This window comes from Halalkalibacter krulwichiae (genome assembly GCF_002109385.1).
GTDB classification, from domain to species: Bacteria; Bacillota; Bacilli; order Bacillales; family Bacillaceae_D; genus Halalkalibacter; species Halalkalibacter krulwichiae.
Genome location: NZ_CP020814.1, coordinates 984,421 through 1,005,738, shown reverse-complemented (window position 1 = coordinate 1,005,738; position 21,318 = coordinate 984,421). Strand labels below are relative to the sequence as shown.

Genomic DNA, 21,318 nt, shown 5'->3' with positions numbered 1-21,318 from the left:
ATCATCCCTCCTAAGAATAGCTTGTGTTTCAAGTAAGCTTTTTATCCTAGCTTCCTTCAGAATGATAGCATTTTAAGTTAGATCATTTACCGGCTTACTGGCTTGTTGCAATACAGTAGCTGAATGATGCAACTTTTCATGTTCTTCGTCATTTAATTCTAAATCAATAATTTCTCGAACTCCTTGTCGATTAATAACAGCAGGAACTCCAATATAAACGTCATTTAGTCCGTACTCACCTTCTAACAAAGTTGAAATTGTCAGGACAGAATTTTCATTTCTAAGAATCGCCTTCGTTAATCGAACCAACCCCATGGCAATTCCATAATAAGTAGCACCTTTTCGTTCGATAATATGATAAGCTGCGTCACGTACTTTCATAAAAATATCATCCAGTTCCTTCATGTCTATTTGACTATAGCTAAGTATAGGCTTTCCAGCAATATCTGCATGACTCCAAATAGGCAATTCTGTATCTCCATGTTCACCCATTATATACGCATGAACGTTTCGAGAGTCCACTTTAAAATGTTGCCCGAGCAAGAAGCGAAAACGAGCCGTATCTAAGATCGTCCCTGAACCGATTACACGTTCTTTTGGAAGACCTGAAAACTTCCATGTTGCATAAGAAAGAATATCAACTGGATTGGTTGCTATAACAAAAATTCCATCGAAACCACTACTCATTACTGCTCCAACAATGGTATGAAAAATTTTTGCATTCTTTTCAATTAAGTCTAGCCTCGTTTCGCCCGGTGCCTGATTAGCTCCTGCAGTAATCACTACAATATCTGCATCTTTACAATCATCATAGGAACCTGCCCATATTTTCATTGGAGCCCCAAACGGCATTCCATGATTGAGATCCATTGCATCTCCTTCTGCCTTTTCCTTGTTTAAATCCAATAGCACAAGTTCATCAACAACTTCCTGATTAAGCAGTGCATATGCATAACTTGACCCAACAAATCCAGTCCCTATTACTACGATCCTCGTTCCCTTTCCTTTTTCTAGCATTGTCCTATCAGCTCCTCATTTAGATACACCCTGAGTTTACCCACCTATATATTTACTATACAAAGATTTAGCTCTTGCTATGTCTTCTGTCCCTTGTACAAGAACCCTTCCATCAGGAAACAAAACAAGTCTTTCTCCTTCATCTAATTGTACTCTTAAAAGAAATGGGGTATTGTGAACTGCAGCAACCTTTTCAAGTTTTTTGGCCCAAAGCTTTAAATCAGTTTTTTCTGAGCGTTGAATTTGTACAGTCTCTCTTCCACAAAGTGTGGTCACATGATCTTCCTCTTCTACTAATGCGGGATATTCTTTTAATTGACACGTTGGGCAACCATCCTTTGAAGAATCCATTTTCAGGTCAAATTGATGATTTCTCCATACATCAAAACTTCGCAATGTTCCTCTAAGAGCAGCTTCATCTCCCACCAAATATTTCAATACTTCAATCACTTGATAAGAAGCTACAATATCGACAACTGGACTGATAACACCAATTGTATCGCACGTCTGACCAGTTCCTTCTCCTTGACTTATAAAGCAACGCAAACATGGAGTCTTACCAGGGATAAATAAAGCAGACATGCCTCTTGCACTCACTGCTCCACCATATGCAAATGGGATCCCATTTTTGAAACACACGTCATTCAGAAGAAAGCGGGTTCTAAAATTATCTGTTCCATCTAAGACAAGATCGATCCCTTCTATTAAATCGGGTAGGGTTTCAACCGTTACATCAGCTACAATCGCTTCAATTTCAACATCCGAATTAATTAGTTTCAATTTTTGCTCAGCGGCAACTGCCTTAGGTAGACTATCATTCACATCTTTCTCATCAAATAACATTTGCCTTTGTAAATTACTCATTTCAACGTAATCTCGGTCAACGATTCGAACGAGTCCAACACCAGCACGAACGAGGTGATTCGCAAGTACTGTCCCAAGTGCACCAATCCCTACTATTAGCACTGATTTTTCCGATAACCTCAATTGTCCCTTTTCCCCTATAGGTGAAAAACGAATTTGTCTTGAATACCTCTCTAATGACTTTTCCAACTTACTTCATCCTTCCACTCATTTACCTTCATTATTAAAAAAGTAGCACACCAACTAAAAGACCTAATAGTGCGCCGACACTTGTACAAGCCAAGTTCACTACATCATTATTTACCCATGCTGTCCCTTCAATCTTTTCAGTACTTTGCCCACAGTGTCGAGTTTGCTCCGTTTCCAATTCACATGCCGGACAACGATACTTCACTTGATACATTGCCCCTAGAAGGCTATCAATAAAATGACTAATAAATCCGATTAATGTCAAAGTTATTAATAAGATATGACTATTATAAAAACTTCCCGACCAAAATAAAATAGCAAACACAACGATCACAAAACTTCCAGCAAAAGCAGCTGCCGTGCCTAACGCCGTTATCGCTCCAGATGTACCAACATCTACACGTTTCCTTTTTATAATGTGAAATGGACGATTTTTACTAAACGATCCTATTTCAGAAGCCCATGTATCCGAATTAGCAGCAGCTAAACTCCCAACAAACCCGCAAAGTAATAGAGGAGATGGAATGAAGTAATATAACCCAGCGAATAGTGCAGAGACACCTCCATTTGCAAGTACTTGTATCGCGTCTCTTTTCTCACCTTTTGCAGTGATCTCTAAACGATTTGATTCTGACCTTAGAGAACCTAAAAAAGTAGAAGTCACGAAAAAAATACCTAATAGGAGCAAACCGTATATTTGTAAACTGAACGCAATTAGGCTACCTACAAACAAAGCTGCAATCATTCCTGATAACGTTAATTTTTGTTTGTAATAGGCAATAACGGCTATTAAAACCACAGCTACCAGTAATATAACAATCATCGATAAAAGCCTTTCTCACTAATAATTCGATCTACTTTTTTATCATGTTGTTCTAGTGGAACCCTTTCAATTAATTGGCATTCGTAGGCTAGCGCTATCATCGAGGCTTGAACTTTAGGGAGATATCGATCGTAGAAGCCTCCTCCATACCCTAAACGATACCCTTCCTTATCAAAGGCGACACCTGGAACGATCATCAAATCGATAGATTCTGGTTTCATAACAGGGCATAAATAAGGTAGCGGTTCCTTCAAACCAAATGTACTCTCTTCTAATTGTTCAAAGCTAGTAATTTCAAAAAAAGTCATTTCCTTTGTTTTAAAATTAGCACGAGGTACAGCAATTTTCTTATTTTGCCTCCAACCTTCTTCAATAATTTCGTATGTATGAACTTCTTTATCACGTGAAATAGTTAGCCCTATTATCGACGCTTCTTTCCAATAACTTGAATGAACTAAGTGATGTTGAATATTCTTTGAGTTATTGAAAAGCTGCTCACTCGTTAAGTTGTTTAAATTATCTAAAATTTGTTTGCGTATTTTTCCTTTTTCGTTCACTCTTATTCACCCGCTCTCATTTATATTCAATGATAATTTGCTTAACAAAATGAGACATCACATTCGAATAATTTACACGAATCCCAAATCTCTTCAAAAAAAAAAGCAGCGGATAATCCAGCTGCTTACTTTGTTTCACGATGCACAGTATGACGCTTTAATCTTGGGCTGTATTTTTTTAATTCAATACGCTCAGGATTAGTACGTTTATTTTTTGTTGTAATATAGTTACGATCTCCTGTTTCAGTGCAAGCAAGAGTTACTTGTACACGCATTTGCTATCCCTCCAAACTATGCTTACTTCATACTTGAATATGATAGCAAATTCTCAACTTGCAATCAAGTGTTTTTTCTTTACAACCAACTTTAATGACAAGGTAATATAAGGTATTAGCTAAATTTATAATGTTCGCTTAATTCCTTGTGAATGCTGATCGATTGATTGATGACGAAAATGACGATGATAGACTTCCTCTTCAGAACAACCTGTAATCTCCCAAATACGTCCAAATGTTTCTTGCCAAGGCTCGAGTTCAATCTTCGTCACAATCATGCATTCTCTTCCTTCACCGCAAAGAGGAGTGAAAGCAAGAGCTCCTTCAGCCTCCGACCATATAGAGTCTTTTCTTCCCACTGCGCATTCACTATTTTTTTCTCTTGTAAACTTAGATGACACCAATGTTAAGAGACTCCCGCTATGCTGGAAAATAGCTTTCTCAGATGGAGAAACGAATATAACATTCTCGGAAGAATCCTGATTAAGAAGTTGACGATGATAAACTAATTTAAGTTCTTTCTTTAGTTCTGTTTGATTTTTAATGATAACTGTAATGACATTGTCTTCTTCTTTGAACGACTTTTCTTGGAGAATTGTAAGCTCCAGTCCCCACCGTTTATGATACGCGACCAAGATTTCTACAGGAGAAAAGCTGCTTCTGACTTTAGGTGAGAGATCCCAATCACTTTGATCATTTAGCCAAGAGCACTTTCCTTCTAGCCAAACCCCTATGCTTTTTAGGAGTTTCATCTGATCAAATAAAGTATTGTTACGATGTTTGCTGCTTAATATCGTTAATTTGTTCAATGTATTCACCCGCCAGTTGTTTAGCATGCTCACTGTCTTTTGATTGAGCATATACAGTAAATCTACCATCCTCTTGGTCTGGCACTATGAAAGTCCAACTTCCCTCTTGATACACTTTCATTCCATCAACAAGTTCAACTTCCTTACCTTTCAAAGACTCCATTAACTTTCTCATAACCAATCCTTTTTGTTCTGTTTTACATTGTACTTCTTCCTTATAAATACCCTGAATTGGTAACTTTGTTAAAACGGTTTCCAAAGATGTATTTTGCTCCGTGATATACTCTAGTACATGTGCAATCGCATATGGAGCATCATAATGCATCATTTGAACGGTTCCTTCTGACTCCATCATTGCCCTTGCAGATGATTTCGTACGAACAACTACTTTATCGTAACTTGCTGCTATTTCTTCAAGTGCTGTTCCTCCATATAGCGGAATAGCTAATGATGACTTTGTTCCTTTTTCAAGCTGCGCTAGAATAAATAAAGTTAACTGTTCTTCTTCCGTTAAGAGCTTACCCTCAGCTGTCATCATGCTTATAAACTCACCGCTCTCCCCTAACAGTATTGCAAAGTCGATGTTTTGCGAGAGCACATAATTCTTAGTTGATTCGATATCATAGTTTTGTGGTAAATGATAAACTTCACAACCTAAATTTTTTAATAGCGAGGGTAATAACGAAAGTTGATTTATACCTTCATCTTGTAATGCAATTTTCCATTTTTTATCAATGATATTGTGATAATTAACAGACTGAACCAATTGTTTTTCATAACTCTTTTCCAATACTGTGTTCGTTTCTAAATGTCCTATATAATTAAATGCAACTCGACGATAAGATTGAAATAAGATAATTTGTTCTATTTCACGCTGTTTGGAAGAATCAATTGGTAATCCTTTGTCATCAAAGAATTCAATGACCATTTGTTTCTCTTCGCCCCGACCAGAAAGTCTGATGTAGATACCACCTTGCACATCTTCGGTTTCCACACTATACCTTAATACTGGCAACATTGTTTCACCTAATTCAATAATATGAATCCCTGCGGCTTGCAAACTTTGGATGATTGATAATTTCATTAAATTTGAAAAAGCATATCCATCACTAGCTAATATAACTCTTTCTCCTTGATTTAACATACTTCCGTAAGCTGCACCTAACTTCGTTCCAACTTCTGGAGTCAATTCTATGTTAGCAATTCCTTCTGCTTTGTGACCTCTCATCAAGGATTTTGCACTATTTTCATTCCAAACCAAAGCCTGTTGCACTGTTTGAAATGGTTCAATTCTTTTGTATGGCCATACTTTTGCATCCGGTTGTATAATTGCTCCTTCACCAACTGTACTGTGATCTCCAATGACTACATCTTCAAATAAAGAAGTCTTTGCTCCAACCGTTACACCAGTACATAAGGTTACTCCTCTTAATTCACTGTTTTCTCCGATGTAATTCCCCGCCCAAACAACAGACCTTTTTAAAGATGCCCCGTGTGCAACTGTCGTTCCTGCACCTAGAATACTATGTGGTCCAACATATGCTCCTTGACGAATAATTGAATTTGATCCGATCGCTACAGGTCCTTCTAGCTTAGTTCCATGCTCAACAATGACATTATCTCCAACCCATATTGTAGGTTCAATTTCCGTTGCACTAATCTCTGCTTTGACTTCTCCATTTAACAGGTCGCTATGCGCTTGACGATACTGCTTTAAATTTCCAATGTCAGACCAGTACCCGTTTGCTGCATAACCGAAAAGACCAGCTTCCTCCTCTAATAAACGTGGAAACACATCTTTACTAAAGTCACATACGGTATCACTAGGGATATAAGAGAAAATACTTGGATCCATAATATAAATACCTGTGTTAACTGTGTCACTAAACACTTCGCTCCAACTTGGCTTTTCTAAAAAGCGAATGATTCGATTTTCTTCATCCGTCATAATTACACCAAATTCTAACGGGCATTCAACTTGTTTCATAAAAATAGTTGTAACACTATTTTTTTCATTATGAAAATTGATTCCATCCTCTAAATTAAAGTCAGTTAAAGCGTCACCACTAACAACAATGAAAGGTTCATCTAAAAATTCTTCAGCTTGTTTGACGCTTCCAGCTGTGCCTAAAGGTGTCGTTTCTTCGAAATACGTTAAATTCACGCCTAATTCTGATCCATCACCAAAGTAATCACGAATCTTATCAGGTAAATATTGCACTGTTACAGCAATATCTGTAATTCCATATTTCTTCAGTAATTCAATACTATACTGCATAACTGGCTTTTCTATTAATGGGACCATTGGTTTTGGTACATTACAAGTTAATGGGCGTAATCTCGTTCCTTTTCCTCCAGCCATGATGACACCTTTCATTCAAAAAAACCTCCCTAGTTATATGGTTACTACACTTTCTCCTAAACACTTATTAATCGCTTTATCTGTTTGGCCAGCAATCGTGCCCCAATCAAATTTTGTCTTTACATCACGAAGACCTTGTGTTGCCAATGCTTCCCTCGAAATAGGATGATTGTATAAATATAGAACTTGGTTAAATAAACTTTCTTCATCACCAGGGAAAATTTTTAAGCCGTTTTCGTTATGACGAATGATCCCTGATAGCCCACCTGTATCTGAAACGATCGTTGCTTTTCCAGCAGCCATCCCTTCAAGAGCAACAATTCCAAATGGCTCATATAAGCTAGGGAAAACCGTTGCGTCACAACGTGAAAACCATTCGTTTCTTTCTTCATCACTAACAAATCCTAAGAATGTAATGAAAGATTGTAACTGTCTTTGCTCAACCTGTTGTCTGTAAGATTCAAGCATAGGTCCTTTCCCCGCTATTACAAATCGTATATTCAAACCTTTTTCTCTTATCATGGCAGCAGTATCGATTACCGTTTGATATCCTTTTTCTTTTACCATTCTTCCAACAGAAAAGATGGTAAATGCATCATTCGTTTGAATGGAGATAGGTGAATGTGATTGTGGTTTAATTAATTCAAAATCAACACCATTTGGAATAATAGACAACTTTTCATCTGGCAAACCAAAAATGAACTGTAATTCGTTTTTCATATACTCACTGCACACAATGACGTGATCAGCTTCGTAAGTTAATTCCCATTCCTTTTGATTAATCTCATATTGCAATTCACTATGTATCCCATTATTCCGGCCATGCTCTGTTGCATGTATCGTAGCTAATAACGGAATATCTAATGAACGTTTTAATGCAGTAGCTGCAACGCCGACTAACCAATCATGAGCATGAATGATATGGAAAGATTGCTTTCTAGCAAGCTTATTTACATACTGAACCATTGCCAAATTTAAACTAGCAACCCAATCAAAAAATTGCTCAGAATGAGGTTGCAAACCTTTTACTCTGTGAACATGTACTCCTTGATTCACTTCATAATCTGGATAACCATCCACATAAGAGGTCACAACGTGTACATCGTGTCCTTTTTCGACTAACGCTCGTGAAAGATCAAACACATGACGAGACAAACCACCAACCATCATCGGCGGAAACTCCCAACTTAACATTAAGATAGAACGTCTATTTTCATTATCTTCTGATTCCTCAAAATTCAGTGATTGTATATAAGAATCATGTGGAGAGCAAAAGATTCTCTCATCAATCTCTTGTAAGAACGGAAACCCTTGTTCAATGACAGTTAACCAATCTGTTTCAAGGGAACCGAGAATTAATTTTTCTTTAATGGCATCAAATCTGCTTAAGTGGGTCGAAAACCTCTCTTCTGCGTACTGAACAGCACTCTGACCATCGATGATAAATGCCCAATCAGAACTTACTGCAAGCATCCATTCACGAACTAATTGTTGCAGAGCACGCTTTTCAATTTCAGTCGGCTTGGAGATTAGCGCAACCAATGATGCTAAATCTGTCTCCATTCTATGGTGGTGTCTGTATAAATATTGATTTTTTTCATTTACCCAAACGTGACCATATCCATCTCTTCCCCATGTCGAGAAAGAAACATGAGCTGTATCAAAATCTTGATAATGTCGATCAATGTAACTCTCCGGGGTAATGAAATTAACTTGGTTCTCCCCTTTTTTCAAAACTTGTCCAATCCACTCTGGTCCCTCAAACCACCAATGGCCAAACAACTCTGCATCAAATGGTGTAACCATTAAATAGGGTGGGTAACATTGGTCTCCATGTTTATTTATTTCTTCTTTTATGCTTTGAAGAAAATGATCAGCATGGGAATTGATTTTCCCTTCTGCCCATTCACGAACGTAAATTTCTTTATGTTCACCTTGACCAGTAATACGTCGATGCTTGATCCCTGTATCAATCCGCACTTCCTCATGTACATAAGGCTTAATGTATTCCCACTCTCTTTCGTATGCAATATCACGGTAAAATTCACGGTAATCAACATCACCTGGATATCCTAATGTTGAACTCCAAACTTTGCTCGAAAGATCTGTATGTCTCGGAAAGAGAATTAATCCGTGCGGAGAATAAATAGGTGCACCTGTTTCTTTTGAGGGGCTTGGATCGGCATCTTTTAGTGCATGTTCATCTACAAAAGAATATGTAATACCTTCCTCAACGAGAATTCGATCTACCCCAGGTGCAAAGGCACACTCTGGTAGCCAAAATCCCTTTGGTTTACGTCCAAAATGCTTTGCGAAACAACGAACCGCTTCAACTACTTGAGATCGAATCGCAGCTTTTGTTTTCACATAAGGTAAAAATGCATGAGTTGCCGCACTTGTTATGCAAACTATTACATTTTTCTCCATCAATTGACGGAATCCATTTAATATATTTTTTTCTAACTCAAGAAATGTATTTTTAATTTTCTGATATCTGTTCCTGTAAAAATTAATTAAATTTTCCTCTTCATTTGTTTGAGTGTTTGACTCCGCCTCTTTAAGAAGAAGTTCTTCTGTCTTAATTAAATAATCAAGATAACGCTCTTGGATAATCGGATCCGCTAACATCTCCATTACTGGTGGAGAAAAAGAAATCGTTAAAGCTTCTTTTACCTTCGTTTCATTCAATTCCCAAAGGAGAGGAATATAAGATTCCGTGATAGCTTCAAATAGCCACCTTTCTTCAAGACGCCCTTCTTCTTTATGTCTTACATATGGCAAGTGTGCATGCAAAACCAATGAATAATAACCTTCTTTCAACATAATTCCCCCCTTATTTAACCGTTTCATAATAAGAATACGTACTAAAATGCTCGAGCCATTTTGGCTCAATTGATTCCCCATTTTTCCATTCATTTACAGACTCTACATGTATTCCTTTATCTCCCTCATCAAAGCGTGGTGTATCTATCGCATTAGATCGAAGGAGTGAAAGAAACGATTGTTGTCTTGTTCTAATACCAAAATCAACGATATACGTTCTGTTCGGTTGGATGTTATGAATCGTCCAATTATTTGTCATCTCAGGAAGATCGATATCAAAATAGCGGTGTGCATTGTGTCCATTAAATTCAATCATTGTGCAATCATAGATTCTGAGCTGTTTTCTTAAATCATGCCAAGGCGCTCTGCACTGATGTTCGAACATTTGTCGTAATGAAGCACTTATCTCCCAAAAGGTGTAAATCACAGTTGGACTTTGTGGTAATAACGTGATTTCATCCCGTTCATAACTTGCTGGTACACTATGAGTGAAATCAATAGATTCTTCTTGTACTGCCTCTTCTTTCGCTTGAAGATGCTTTTGATAACGATACTGCACTTTCCCTACTGTTGTGTTAAGTTGATCGGCAATCTTTCGAAAAGAATACCCTTTTTCACGAAGAGCTAAGATTTGTTCAATCACTACCTTCACCTCCTAAAAATATCAATTGTTAGATCAAAGTAAGTTCTTTATGTTCTTCTCATCAAAAAAATACCTACTTTTTTTCGTTAATTTAATCATACAACCCCTATTTCTATGAACAAGAAGGCGAAATTGTCTCTATTTGTCGGGTCTTTACCGGTTACGTATTACAGCTCCAAAAAAAATCATTCGCCTTTATTCGATAGATGAATTTGTCGTTTTTTCACAGTCATTAAATAGGTGAATTTGTAGAATAAAGCAATATTATCTGAAAACGTTGGATATTCTTATGAATTTGTCGATTTTCAAATGTCAAACTATGACAAACGAGATGTAAGTTTCACTTGATTCAATGTATAATGCGAGTAAAAGCTAACTGCGAAAGAAGGTGTATTACAATGTTAGAAGTGGCATTTATTTGTTCATTTTCATTAGCATCCATTCTCTTTCTTTTGTCCTTTATCAAAAAAGATAAAACAGTAAAACTAGAAAAAGAAATTGAACAACTGTCAATGAATTATTTGCAAGAGATGTATCAATTAAAAAAGAAAATGCGTTCTTTAGAGGAGGAGCTGCTAATAAGCTCTGATCAATCGGCAATTCTTAGACAAAGTCACTCTAATGCACATAAACAGCTATTAACAGAAATATTGACACTTTATAAAAAAGGGCATTCTATTCAATCAATCGCTTCTATAACGAGATTATCAATAGATGAAGTAAAACGGTTGCTTAATTCAGTACTGGATCAAAGGAGCGGTTTCATTGAGTAGTAAAGGATTACAATTATTTGCTAGTGGAATATTTTTTGCAACAACCGGATTGTTAGCGGTATATCTATACAGCACCGAGAATGAAGAACTTATCAAAATAAATCCTCCATTAACGGTTGCAGAAATGAGAGAAGAACTTGAAACAAATGGATATTTGGTTGTTCCAGCAGAAGAGTTAAAAGAATTAAAAAAAGAGATCTTTCACTCAGAAAAGAATGAACATGAGCAAGAAACAATTTATATTCTCTTCCTTGAAATCGTCCCAGGAATGAGTAGTTATGATGTAGCTGATTTGCTTTTAGCAGGAAAGATCATCAACAATCGAGAAGACTTTTTACAGCAAGTAGAACATCTACGCTTATCGAAATCGTTAAAAACGGGCTTCTACGAAGTTCGAAGTGATATGTCCATTGATGAGATCGTTCAGATCATTTCATAATAAGAAAAGGCGATTTGAGTGGTTCCCTCAAATCGCCTTTTCTGCATTTAATCCGTATCAGGTTGTTCTAAAATTGGCCGATCCGCCTTCGTCGGGCCATTACGTACTTCTTTCATATCAAAATAGGCATCCAATGCCTTACTAGTTATTTCTTGAGCCATTCCTGTACGTCCACCGTTTCTTTCAAGCTTAACATTAGGAACGACAACAGCAAAGGCAATTTCCGGATTATTAAATGGCGCATACCCAACAAACGTTTGTGTATTTCCACTTACAAGTCTACGGTTATCACCTTCTCCTACCGCTACGTTAACCTGAGCCGTTCCCGTTTTGCCTGCAGGCTGATAGGATTTATTGGAGAAGCGACTACTTGCAGTTCCTCTTGTCACAACTCCTCTAAGCCCTTGCTGCACTCGCTTAATGTATTCATCACTCATATCTATTCGATTTAAGATGGTCGGTTCAAATTTTTGAATGACAGCCCCTTGCTCTTCTCGATTAGAAACAGGTTCCCTTATTTCTGTTACAAGACGCGGCTGCATTCGATACCCATCATTCGCAATCGTCGAAATGTATTGAGCCAGTTGTAAAGTAGTATACGTATCATACTGTCCAATCATTAAATCGAGTAAGTTACCTGCTATAACACTTCCCCCAGCTAATCCACTAGAAGTTGATGGTAAATCAATACCCGTGTCAACACCTAAACCAAATTGGCTAAAGCTATACCTTACTTCATCATAAGCACCTTGTAAATTCGACCAACGGCAATTAGTAGGATAATGACACCCAGCCATTAACATCCCCATTTCAAACATATAGACGTTAGAAGATACTTCAAGTGCGCGTATATCATTTACCCAACCATAGTTTCGTACCGATTTTTTTTCTGGTGTTGATGGTAAGCGGATCGGACGGTCGTTAAACATTTTCCCCGGATATGCCACCCCTGATTGGAAACCAGCCAAAACCGAAGCAGCTTTAATCGAAGAGCCCATCTCATAGGCTTTCATAACATTTCCGATATGATCGGCATTACTAGGACGAGTTCGGTCAGCTGGATCGTTAAAACCAGCCATTGCTAATACGTCACCTGTTCTAGGATCCATTAATACAGCATAAGCAGACCGGTCAAGAATAAATGAATTACCAGCTTTTCTCATTTCCTCATCAATAATCTCTTCCAGCTCTTGCTGCAACTCCATATCTAGTGATAACACGAGGTCATTCCCACGTTGTCCTTGACGTTCATTTACAGAACTTTCTAAAGAATTTCCAGTCGAAGTCGTGATACTTTCCATTACAGCTTTCTTACCACGAAGAACATCTTCATACTGTAATTCTAAGAAACTTGTCCCCACAATATCTGATCGATCATAGCCTCTAGATAAATAATAATCTAGCTTCTCTCGCGGAATAGAACCTGTAGAACCAAATACGTCTTTGAATGAATCTCCATAGACATAAGCTCTTCTAGAATCACGTAAAATATCAACGCCAGGTAGTCTATATAAGTTTTCACTTAGGCGATGAGCTTCCTCTTCAGTAATTCCACGCTTGATTCGTTGTGGTGCATTAGCATAGCCACGTGACATTTCACGGTAAATAGCTAACACACGTAAATCCTTCTCACTTAATCCTTCGATTGCTTCATCAGATATACGTTCTACTTCTAACCGATATTCATCACTAGAACTCTCCAGTTTCTTTCGCTCATCCCTTGAAACAAGTTCATAACGTTCTTCTTCAGACATTAACAACAGGAGATAATCACGCTTATCCCTTTCTGTTATCCGCTCTGTTTCAACATCAATCAATTCCTCTAAATCTCGCGCTATTTCTAATATAGTTTGAGAGTTTGTAGCCCTAGATGGATTGGTGTATGTAACAGAAAGTTCAAGTTCATTGTCTACAACAACATTTCCAAAACGATCATACATAATGCCACGTGGTGCATCTATTCTAGCCGTAGTATTACTTGTTCTATCTAATTCTTTGCTAAAATCTTCTCCTTCAACAATCTGAACCATTCCTAGCCTGAGTATCAATATAGAGAATAATATGAACACTGCAAAGAAAAGGACATTAAGACGTATCGGAACATGGTGCTTCTTTTTTTGTCTAGTTTTTCCCAACGTAGTGTTACCCCTCTCACAAACCCTTTCAATTACAATAGGCACCTGTAAGAGGTGCCTAGAATGTTTTTCAGATAATGGTAACCCGCGTATGCCGTTGCTTCAGTTGTTTCATGAACCTACTCTCGTAGGTGGGTGCTCGCAGAAGCCCGTTCAACGTCCAGAACAAATGCTGGCCTGTTGGCTGTGCTTCAATATAGAACTCCCTTAAAAAAATCAAGGTTCGAAACAAGTAGAAGCTGACTAACACGGCAGGCAACTTTTATTGACTTCATTATAGCATATCACTCTTTATTGTCAAAAGGGAAAGCAATCCAAAATACTAAACCGTTGAGCCACCTGTTGTATCTCCATCTCCTCCTTTTTGCCTAGCAAACGTATAACTTTCTCCCCCGTTCCCATCTTTAAACTTCACATGCCGAACAAAGAAAAAGATAACAGCATGACCAGCCCCAATAATAAGAAGCAAAATAGGAATTCCTCTTTCTTCTGAGAAGAACGTAACCGTTGCTAAAAAAGCAAGGACAGAAACAATTCGTCCTGAATTTACAAACAACTCTCGAACAACAATGTACTCTACTCTCATCTCTGCAGCCTTCCAACCTTTTCCTATAACATCAAATGTCAATGATATATAAGGGACTAAAAGCATCGGATAAGCAACAGATACTACGATACCGTACATAATCAATTTGGCAAATGTTAACTCACCAAGTACAATCAAAAAGATAGCTGCATATAAAATCATTCCTCCAACCAAGATAAACTTCTTCCTAAAGGTTGGTTTAATCATTCGAGTTATAATATAATACGCAACAAATTGTACAGCAGATGCAACTAAACCATATGTACCAATAGCAAGCTCACTGCCTGTTGCAACATAGACCCACACAACAATTACGAACACAAATGTACCTTCTCTTAATCCCTGAAAAAAATGCGCTCTTAGTATTTGTCGCCAATTAGGATTATTTTTACGTTCATGTAAAATTCTCTTGAAGTAAAACTGCCCTTCCGCTGAACGTCTCTGTAATAAAAAGGACGTGAGAACGGCCGCTACAAATAAAGCTAAAGAAACGGTAAAAATGACCGTATAACCTGTGAACTGTTCCATCCTTGTTATGATAAACCCAGCTAATATTGGTCCAATCATTCCCGCAAAAGAAGTCAACAACCCTAAAAAGCCATTAAAAAAGTCTCTTGTTTCCGGCTCCGTTATCTCAAAGGTTAAGACATTAAAAGCGAGCCAATAAAACCCTATCCCAGTCCCTATTAAAGCACCCAATAAAATTAGGTACTGATTGGCATTTTCACCGAGAAATAACACTGTAGTAAAAAAAATAGAAAGTGTAATAACACCTGTCCTTAACACAATGACACGATCGACCTTTTTAGCTATCTTACCAGCTACGATAAAAGCCAGAGGTTGCATAGCGACAGACCCTAAATTATAAAGGGCAATATCAACAAATTCTCCTGACTGCTTCCATAAATAAACATTTACAAACGTATTTGACAGAGCAAAACTTAACGCATAAAGCCCGCCAATTACAAGCAATAGTGTTAAGTCTCTTGTAACTTCTATATCACCAATCACTTTCTTTAGCACAGACTTATTCACGACTCCACCACCCTTAACCATAGTGTGTCACCATGAATATCGGTTATTCAAAAAAAGCTACTACAGGAGAGTTTTCCTGAAAGTATGTTTTTTCTAGATATAACCAGTCGCTTAACGATACGGGTTTAAGATAAAAAAAGTTTATAAAAGGTAAAAAGAACCTGAGAATTAACTCAGGTCCTTTTCTAAGTATTTATTTTGCTTCGTTATAAAGCTTTGCAACTTCATCCCAATTAACAACATTCCAGAATGCGTTAATATAATCAGGGCGACGGTTTTGATAATTTAAGTAATAAGCATGCTCCCACACATCTAGTCCAAGGATCGGTGTTTTACCTTCCATAAGAGGAGTATCTTGGTTTGGAGTACTAGTAACAGCAAGTTTGCCACCATCAACAACTAACCAAGCCCAACCTGAACCAAAACGGTTAGCACCAGCGTTAGCAAATTCTTCTTTGAATGCTTCTAAGCTTCCAAATGTTGAATTGATTGCATCTGCTAGTTCGCCTGTAGGAGCTCCTCCTCCATTCGGGCTAAGAAGTTGCCAGAATAATGAGTGGTTCGCATGTCCTCCTCCATTATTACGGACAGCTCCGCGAATGTTCTCAGGAACAGCATCTAAGTTAGCAACTAACTCTTCAATGCTCTTTCCAGCAAGCTCTTCGTGTCCTTCTAAAGCTGCATTTAACTTAGCAATATAAGTTGCGTGATGCTTACCGTGGTGAATGTTCATTGTTGCCTCATCAATATGTGGTTCTAGTGCGTTTGCTGCATAAGGTAATTGTGGTAATTCGTATGCCATTTGTAATTCCTCCTCTAAAATGATATGTTGACTTTTTCAACACAAATGTTTCATAAGTCTTCCAGTTCTTACATTACCAAAATTTGAGCATTGTTGCAATCAATATGCTTATTATTTTTTCAGCAATGCAGACAAGATTACTCTACCCTTTAAACACTTGAAATAAACGAGTCATAACAAATGGACATGTTAATAAATATGGTTAGAGCTCTTATAAATGAAAAGTATGATACGTTTAAGATCAAAAGTATTGGAGGGTACTTTCACATGAGTTATTTTGAGGCATTCCTACTGGGCTTAATCCAAGGCCTGTCTGAATTTTTACCAATTTCTAGTACCGCTCTGATGTTAATGACTCAGAGGCTACTTGATATTAGTATTGGTGAAGATTTCAAACTTGCTTTCGAGACATTTCTACATATTGCCTCCGTATTAGCCGTTATTTTTTATTTTCGACAAGAACTTCTTAATATCCTCCAAGATTTCTGGTCATATAGTAAAGAAAAAAATAATGATTCAAAATCAAATTACCAATTCACAATCCTCATTTTCATTTCAACCATCACAACTATTGGTATAATGACATTTTTAGAAACTAATATTGGAGAGACGTTTACAACACCTGAAACAGTAGCCGTCTCGTTAATTACCTCTGGGTTTCTGCTTATCCTTATAGAACACGGCCTTTCTCCTGGGAATCGTTCGCATAAAGATTTAACATGGAAGGATGCCATTATCATTGGCTTCGGTCAAGTAGCTTCCCTCATTCCAGGTATATCTAGGACTGGGAGTTCATTATTTTTAGCCCTCTCACTTCGAATAAATAAACAAACGGCACTTCGTTACACAATTATTCTTTCCATTCCTGTTTTTTTCGGCATGAGTATTGTTAAGCTACCAGAACTTATACGAAGTTATAAGGAGACCCAACTACTGGCCTTATCTATCGCCTTCATCACTTCATTTTTGTCTGCTTTAGTTGGGATAAAGTGGATTATTTCTTTAGTAGAGCATACGAGGTTAACTTTCTTTGCTTGCTTCTGCATAGCATTTGGTTCATTATATTGGGCTTCACTATAAGAAACACAACTTTCCAAATGTATTAAAAAAAGGATCTGCTTGTGCAGATCCTTTTATATATGTAAGTAATGGCGGAGGAAGAGGGATTCGAACCCCCGCGCGGTTTAACCCGCCTGTCGGTTTTCAAGACCGATCCCTTCAGCCGGACTTGGGTATTCCTCCGAATAAACTAAATGGTGGACCCTGTAGGACTCGAACCTACGACCGATCGGTTATGAGCCGACTGCTCTGACCAACTGAGCTAAGGGTCCTTTATGGGGCGACTGATGGGAATCGAACCCACGAATGTCGGAACCACAATCCGATGCGTTAACCACTTCGCCACAATCGCCATAAAAGTAAACTTATTCAATTAAATAATAGCGGCGGAGGGAATCGAACCCACGACCTCACGGGTATGAACCGTACGCTCTAGCCAGCTGAGCTACGCCGCCATAATTATGGCTCCACAGGTAGGACTCGAACCTACGACCGATCGGTTAACAGCCGATTGCTCTACCACTGAGCTACTGTGGAATAGTTTCTTAAAGACAAGAATTATAATATCACGGCTTCAAACTCTCGTCAATACCTTTCACTAAAAAACTTTTTCAGTCAGTACTGATTCAATGTAACACACATGATCTTGCTATACAAGCACTTTTCTTCATAAGAGTTTTTATTAGAAAAGGTGTCCCAAAACGTCAAAGATCTTTTGGGACACCTATGAGATGAAGCACTTGCTATTGATGGCTCTTAAGAAAGTATTGCTTAATTCTCCTCACCAATAACTACTTCAGCAATATTTACTGAATGATCACCAATTCGTTCCAAATTGCTGACAATATCTACAAACACGATTCCAGCTGCACCAGAACATTTACCTTCATTCACACGCTTAATATGTTGCTTTCTTAACTTACGTTCCATCTTATCTATTTGTTCTTCTTTTTCTAAGACCGAACGTGCTAAATCTCCATCAACATGTTCCAATGCTTTGATAGACTCTTTTAAGGTTGAGAGTGTCAATTCTGACATTTCACGCAAATCTTCAAGTGCCTTATCAGAAATAACGACTTTATTCGCTTTTTGATAATCTTTTAACTCAACAATGTTTTCAATATGATCACCAATTCGCTCAATATCTCGAACTGTATCCATCAGGATTGAATGCATTTTTGAATCTTGAGCGGAAAGAGATCGTGAGGAAATTTGAATTAAATAATCTGTTATTTTTCTATCTAAATTATTTATTGCATCTTCAAATTGAACAGACATTTCCGCATGTCGCTTTTGACCATTTTCTAAGTATTGACTGACTTCAGTTAACCCTCTTTCAGCAAACTCAGCCATACGTAAAACCTCTTGTTTCGCTTGACCTAACGCGATGGCCGGTGAACTCCCGATAAATCTAGGATCAAGATGCTTTGCCTTGTATTCAATGCTGTACTCCTCACCTGGAACTAGTTTGGTTACAATTATTGCTAGCACAGCAATAAAAGGCAATTGAATTAATGTGTTCGACACATTAAAAATACCATGAGCAAAAGCAATCGTCATTGGACGATTCAATCCAAGCTCTACTGCGAGGTAACCAATTAATTGTAGGAACGGTTGGAAGAGTATTAAAACAATAATCGTCCCAATTAAGTTAAAGATAACATGGGTTAAAGCAGCTCGTTTTGCAGCAACAGATGCTCCAATCGAAGCTAAAATTGCCGTAATCGTTGTTCCAATATTATCACCGAATAAAACTGGTAAGGCAGCACTTAACCCCATTGCTCCTTGATCATATAACTGTTGAAGAAGACCTATTGATGCACTTGAGCTTTGTACAGCAACAGTAAAAATGGTTCCAATTAAAACACCAAGTAACGGGTTATCACTCATGCTAACCGTTAACTCCGCGAAAGCTTCTAATTCCCGAAGCGGTTTTAAACCTGTCCCCATTAACTCTAAACCATAAAATAAAGCCCCAAAACCAAACACAACTTGCCCATAATTGTTTATTTTCTTTGCTTTGAAAAAGAAAATAAGCGCTGCCCCTAGAGCGATAATAGGTAACGCGTAAGCTGAAATTTTGATTCCGATAATGAAGGCCGTTACAGTCGTTCCAATATTTGCCCCCATAATAACACCAATCGCTTGCTTTAACGTCATAAACCCGGCATTAACAAGTCCAATCGTTAAGACTGTTGTTCCTGTACTCGTTTGTAGGAGGACAGTAACAAAAAGCCCCGCAATAACTCCCATAAGTGGATTAGTCGTAAATTTATCTAGTAAATCTCTAAGACCTTCTCCAGCGACTTTCTGTAGTCCATCTCCCATATATTTGATCCCAAACAGGAAGATCCCAAGACCACCGAAAAACATGAACAAGAGCGTTTGTAAATCCACAAATCCTCATCCCTTCATCTTCATAAGGTACATTTTTAGGCCCAATTTCGACAAACATCAACATGGACACTCTGTCTATTATTAAGCATTTATAATCGTTTTGTAAACAATAAAAAATAAAAATTATCTTTGAGGGAAAATCGTCTTAAAATACTCAAGAAAAGTTCATAGCATTTCAATGCGACTTTCGTTAAAATAGCAGAGAAATGAAAGAGGTGATTACCCTGAATTTTTGGGAATGGTTTATTAAATCTTTTTATAATAAAAAAGTAATTGCATATAGTCGTTTCCGACCGATTACTACGACTATTGGATATGTTCTATTCATTGTATTTGTGGCAAGCGTCCCTTATTTTATTAGTTTCAATACAACCACTTACTCTGCAGTTGAAAAATTAAACAATCTACTTTTAGATGACCTGCCGGCTTTTCAAATTTCAGACGGTCGTTTACAAGCCGATATAGACGATTATTATTACTCTGATGAGCTTAATGAAGGTGTTGTCATTATTGATCCAACAAATTCTTTTTCAGAAGAGCAATTAATACAACTTTCTGAAGCGGTTGTCTTGCAAAGGGATCAATTCTTTTTTGTCTCCAACGGAACAACCCAAACCATTTCCTATACACTACTTGGTTTAAATGAATTATCTAAAGACGATCTTTCTAATCGTTTTTCTGATTTACAATCGTTCCTGCCTGTTTTATTAGTTATTTTGACAGGCTTGCTTTATTCGGGACTTGCCGGCCTTGCTTATCTAGGGATTTCTCTACTTGCAGTATTTGCTTTAGTTTTGAAAGGAAACCGTCCCTCATTACAATATCGACAGTTGTGGTCAATTACCGCACACGCCCTTACTTTACCTGTCATTTTACTATATTGGATGGATTCATTATTATTCCCTATACCATTCAGTGCCTTTTTCCTTTCAACATTAATAATTGTTTTGATAGCAGTTTGGTCCATTCCAAAACCAAAACAAAAAGCGAGATAAACAAATTGTTTACTCGCTTTTTGACTCTTCCTCTATTTTCTTCACTACAATTCTCGTTCCATCTACAGATGTCACGACGACAGGCATATTAGCTTCTAACCAATGACCACCACTTGTTGCACTATATTGCTCACCGTCAATTTCAACTGTTCCAGTAGGACGGAACGAGCTAATTGTTTGACCTTGTTTACCAACTAAATCATGATAACGATCATTGATCGAATTATATCCGATGTCACTTGTTAATCGATCTTTCAAAGTCATTTTTGCCCAAAGGTTACGCGAAGGAAACACTTTCAAAAATAAGGCGGAACTAAATGCGCCAACTAAGAATCCCATCGAAACTAGGGCACCGTATATAAAGTTAGGAGCTGGGACAGCCAATCCAATAATCATAAGTACGACACCTAGCAAAGCAACTGTTCCATCAGTTATTACTTTTCCATCAATTATAATTAACACTAAGCCTACAACATACAAAATAACAACCCACAAACCTACATCTCCTGATAGGTGAAACGAAAAATACATAGCCATAATTGCAATTCCAAGCACTGCAAATAAACCTTTAACACGAACTAGCAATTCGCCAATCAAAAATAAAGTTCCTAAAAATACAACTAAAAAGCCGATACTAGCAGAATTTAACCATTCCATATGCAAACCTCCTTTGTATTTCATACGATTCAAATCAAGAGATGTTTCACATTTTTTACATTTACATTTCATAAAAAA

General features: G+C 37.5%; 18 protein-coding genes, 5 tRNA genes and 1 other RNA gene. 4 read left to right on the top strand and 20 right to left on the bottom strand.

Going from position 1 to position 21,318, the window contains the following annotated elements; translation table 11 throughout:
* Nucleotides 1-72 precede the first annotated feature (72 nt).
* The 9 genes from BkAM31D_RS05255 to BkAM31D_RS05215 form a co-directional block, all read right to left on the bottom strand.
* A complete protein-coding gene (locus BkAM31D_RS05255) occupies nt 73-1,017 on the bottom strand; it encodes an L-lactate dehydrogenase (RefSeq protein WP_066153749.1) in 945 nt (314 codons plus the stop codon).
* A gap of 36 nt (nt 1,018-1,053) precedes the next feature.
* Nucleotides 1,054-2,070, bottom strand: a complete 1,017-nt coding sequence (locus tag BkAM31D_RS05250) for a ThiF family adenylyltransferase (RefSeq protein WP_066153746.1) — start codon at nt 2,068-2,070, stop codon at nt 1,054-1,056.
* 34 nt (nt 2,071-2,104) lie between these two features.
* Complete coding sequence (locus tag BkAM31D_RS05245; RefSeq protein ID WP_066153742.1) at nt 2,105-2,893, bottom strand: DUF92 domain-containing protein; 789 nt, start codon at nt 2,891-2,893, stop codon at nt 2,105-2,107.
* A complete protein-coding gene (locus tag BkAM31D_RS05240; RefSeq protein ID WP_066153736.1) occupies nt 2,890-3,450 on the bottom strand; it encodes a 5-formyltetrahydrofolate cyclo-ligase in 561 nt (186 codons plus the stop codon). The genes BkAM31D_RS05245 and BkAM31D_RS05240 overlap by 4 nt, the downstream gene beginning before the upstream one ends.
* Before the next feature lie 125 nt (nt 3,451-3,575).
* Nucleotides 3,576-3,725, bottom strand: coding sequence for a 50S ribosomal protein L33 (gene rpmG, locus BkAM31D_RS05235; protein ID WP_066153733.1), 150 nt, complete (start codon nt 3,723-3,725; stop codon nt 3,576-3,578).
* A 125-nt stretch (nt 3,726-3,850) separates the two neighbouring features.
* The gene (locus BkAM31D_RS05230; protein ID WP_066153731.1) at nt 3,851-4,534 is read right to left on the bottom strand and encodes a hypothetical protein; all 684 of its coding nucleotides are present in this window, start codon (nt 4,532-4,534) and stop codon (nt 3,851-3,853) included.
* Nucleotides 4,497-6,911, bottom strand: coding sequence for a sugar phosphate nucleotidyltransferase (locus BkAM31D_RS05225; protein ID WP_066153728.1), 2,415 nt, complete (start codon nt 6,909-6,911; stop codon nt 4,497-4,499). Before BkAM31D_RS05225 ends, BkAM31D_RS05230 begins: the two co-directional genes overlap by 38 nt.
* Nucleotides 6,912-6,929: 18 nt before the next feature.
* Nucleotides 6,930-9,719, bottom strand: coding sequence for a 1,4-alpha-glucan branching protein domain-containing protein (locus tag BkAM31D_RS05220; protein WP_257391633.1), 2,790 nt, complete (start codon nt 9,717-9,719; stop codon nt 6,930-6,932).
* Nucleotides 9,720-9,729: 10 nt separating this feature from the next.
* Entirely contained in the window at nt 9,730-10,362 is a 633-nt protein-coding gene (locus BkAM31D_RS05215) for a DUF4912 domain-containing protein (protein ID WP_066153725.1), read from the bottom strand.
* 398 nt (nt 10,363-10,760) lie between these two features.
* On the opposite strand from BkAM31D_RS05215, the gene BkAM31D_RS05210 reads away from it, so the two are divergent.
* Together BkAM31D_RS05210 and BkAM31D_RS05205 are read left to right on the top strand one after the other, a co-directional pair.
* Entirely contained in the window at nt 10,761-11,135 is a 375-nt protein-coding gene (locus BkAM31D_RS05210; protein ID WP_066153724.1) for a hypothetical protein, read from the top strand.
* The gene (locus BkAM31D_RS05205) at nt 11,128-11,574 is read left to right on the top strand and encodes a hypothetical protein (protein ID WP_066153721.1); all 447 of its coding nucleotides are present in this window, start codon (nt 11,128-11,130) and stop codon (nt 11,572-11,574) included. Before BkAM31D_RS05210 ends, BkAM31D_RS05205 begins: the two co-directional genes overlap by 8 nt.
* Before the next feature lie 47 nt (nt 11,575-11,621).
* Here BkAM31D_RS05205 and BkAM31D_RS05200 read toward each other — a convergent pair whose 3' ends face one another.
* The 4 genes from BkAM31D_RS05200 to BkAM31D_RS05185 form a co-directional block, all read right to left on the bottom strand.
* Nucleotides 11,622-13,709 carry a peptidoglycan D,D-transpeptidase FtsI family protein gene (locus tag BkAM31D_RS05200; protein WP_066153718.1) on the bottom strand — a complete coding sequence of 696 codons (2,088 nt, stop codon included), beginning with the start codon at nt 13,707-13,709 and terminating at the stop codon, nt 11,622-11,624.
* A gap of 78 nt (nt 13,710-13,787) precedes the next feature.
* Nucleotides 13,788-13,970: non-coding RNA, 6S RNA (gene ssrS, locus BkAM31D_RS05195), on the bottom strand.
* Between the two features lie 61 nt (nt 13,971-14,031).
* Complete coding sequence (locus BkAM31D_RS05190) at nt 14,032-15,351, bottom strand: MFS transporter (RefSeq protein ID WP_066153714.1); 1,320 nt, start codon at nt 15,349-15,351, stop codon at nt 14,032-14,034.
* A gap of 172 nt (nt 15,352-15,523) precedes the next feature.
* Nucleotides 15,524-16,132, bottom strand: coding sequence for a superoxide dismutase (locus BkAM31D_RS05185; protein WP_066153711.1), 609 nt, complete (start codon nt 16,130-16,132; stop codon nt 15,524-15,526).
* 267 nt (nt 16,133-16,399) lie between these two features.
* On the opposite strand from BkAM31D_RS05185, the gene BkAM31D_RS05180 reads away from it, so the two are divergent.
* The gene (locus BkAM31D_RS05180; RefSeq protein WP_169801104.1) at nt 16,400-17,212 is read left to right on the top strand and encodes an undecaprenyl-diphosphate phosphatase; all 813 of its coding nucleotides are present in this window, start codon (nt 16,400-16,402) and stop codon (nt 17,210-17,212) included.
* 69 nt (nt 17,213-17,281) lie between these two features.
* Here the strand turns inward: BkAM31D_RS05180 and BkAM31D_RS05175 are convergent.
* The 6 genes from BkAM31D_RS05175 to BkAM31D_RS05150 form a co-directional block, all read right to left on the bottom strand.
* Nucleotides 17,282-17,374, bottom strand: a tRNA-Ser gene (locus BkAM31D_RS05175).
* Between the two features lie 12 nt (nt 17,375-17,386).
* Nucleotides 17,387-17,463 (bottom strand) — tRNA-Ile (locus BkAM31D_RS05170).
* A gap of 4 nt (nt 17,464-17,467) precedes the next feature.
* Nucleotides 17,468-17,543 (bottom strand) — tRNA-His (locus BkAM31D_RS05165).
* Between the two features lie 29 nt (nt 17,544-17,572).
* Nucleotides 17,573-17,646, bottom strand: a tRNA-Met gene (locus BkAM31D_RS05160).
* Between the two features lie 7 nt (nt 17,647-17,653).
* Nucleotides 17,654-17,728, bottom strand: a tRNA-Asn gene (locus BkAM31D_RS05155).
* Nucleotides 17,729-17,962: 234 nt separating this feature from the next.
* Nucleotides 17,963-19,588: a Na/Pi cotransporter family protein gene (locus BkAM31D_RS05150; protein ID WP_174521906.1), complete on the bottom strand. Its 1,626-nt coding sequence runs from the start codon at nt 19,586-19,588 to the stop codon at nt 17,963-17,965.
* A 206-nt stretch (nt 19,589-19,794) separates the two neighbouring features.
* On the opposite strand from BkAM31D_RS05150, the gene BkAM31D_RS05145 reads away from it, so the two are divergent.
* Nucleotides 19,795-20,583: a DUF1189 domain-containing protein gene (locus BkAM31D_RS05145; RefSeq protein WP_066153707.1), complete on the top strand. Its 789-nt coding sequence runs from the start codon at nt 19,795-19,797 to the stop codon at nt 20,581-20,583.
* A 9-nt stretch (nt 20,584-20,592) separates the two neighbouring features.
* Here BkAM31D_RS05145 and BkAM31D_RS05140 read toward each other — a convergent pair whose 3' ends face one another.
* On the bottom strand, nt 20,593-21,240 hold the full coding sequence (locus tag BkAM31D_RS05140; protein ID WP_066153704.1) for an NfeD family protein: 648 nt from the start codon (nt 21,238-21,240) through the stop codon (nt 20,593-20,595).
* Between the last annotated feature and the right edge of the window lie 78 nt (nt 21,241-21,318).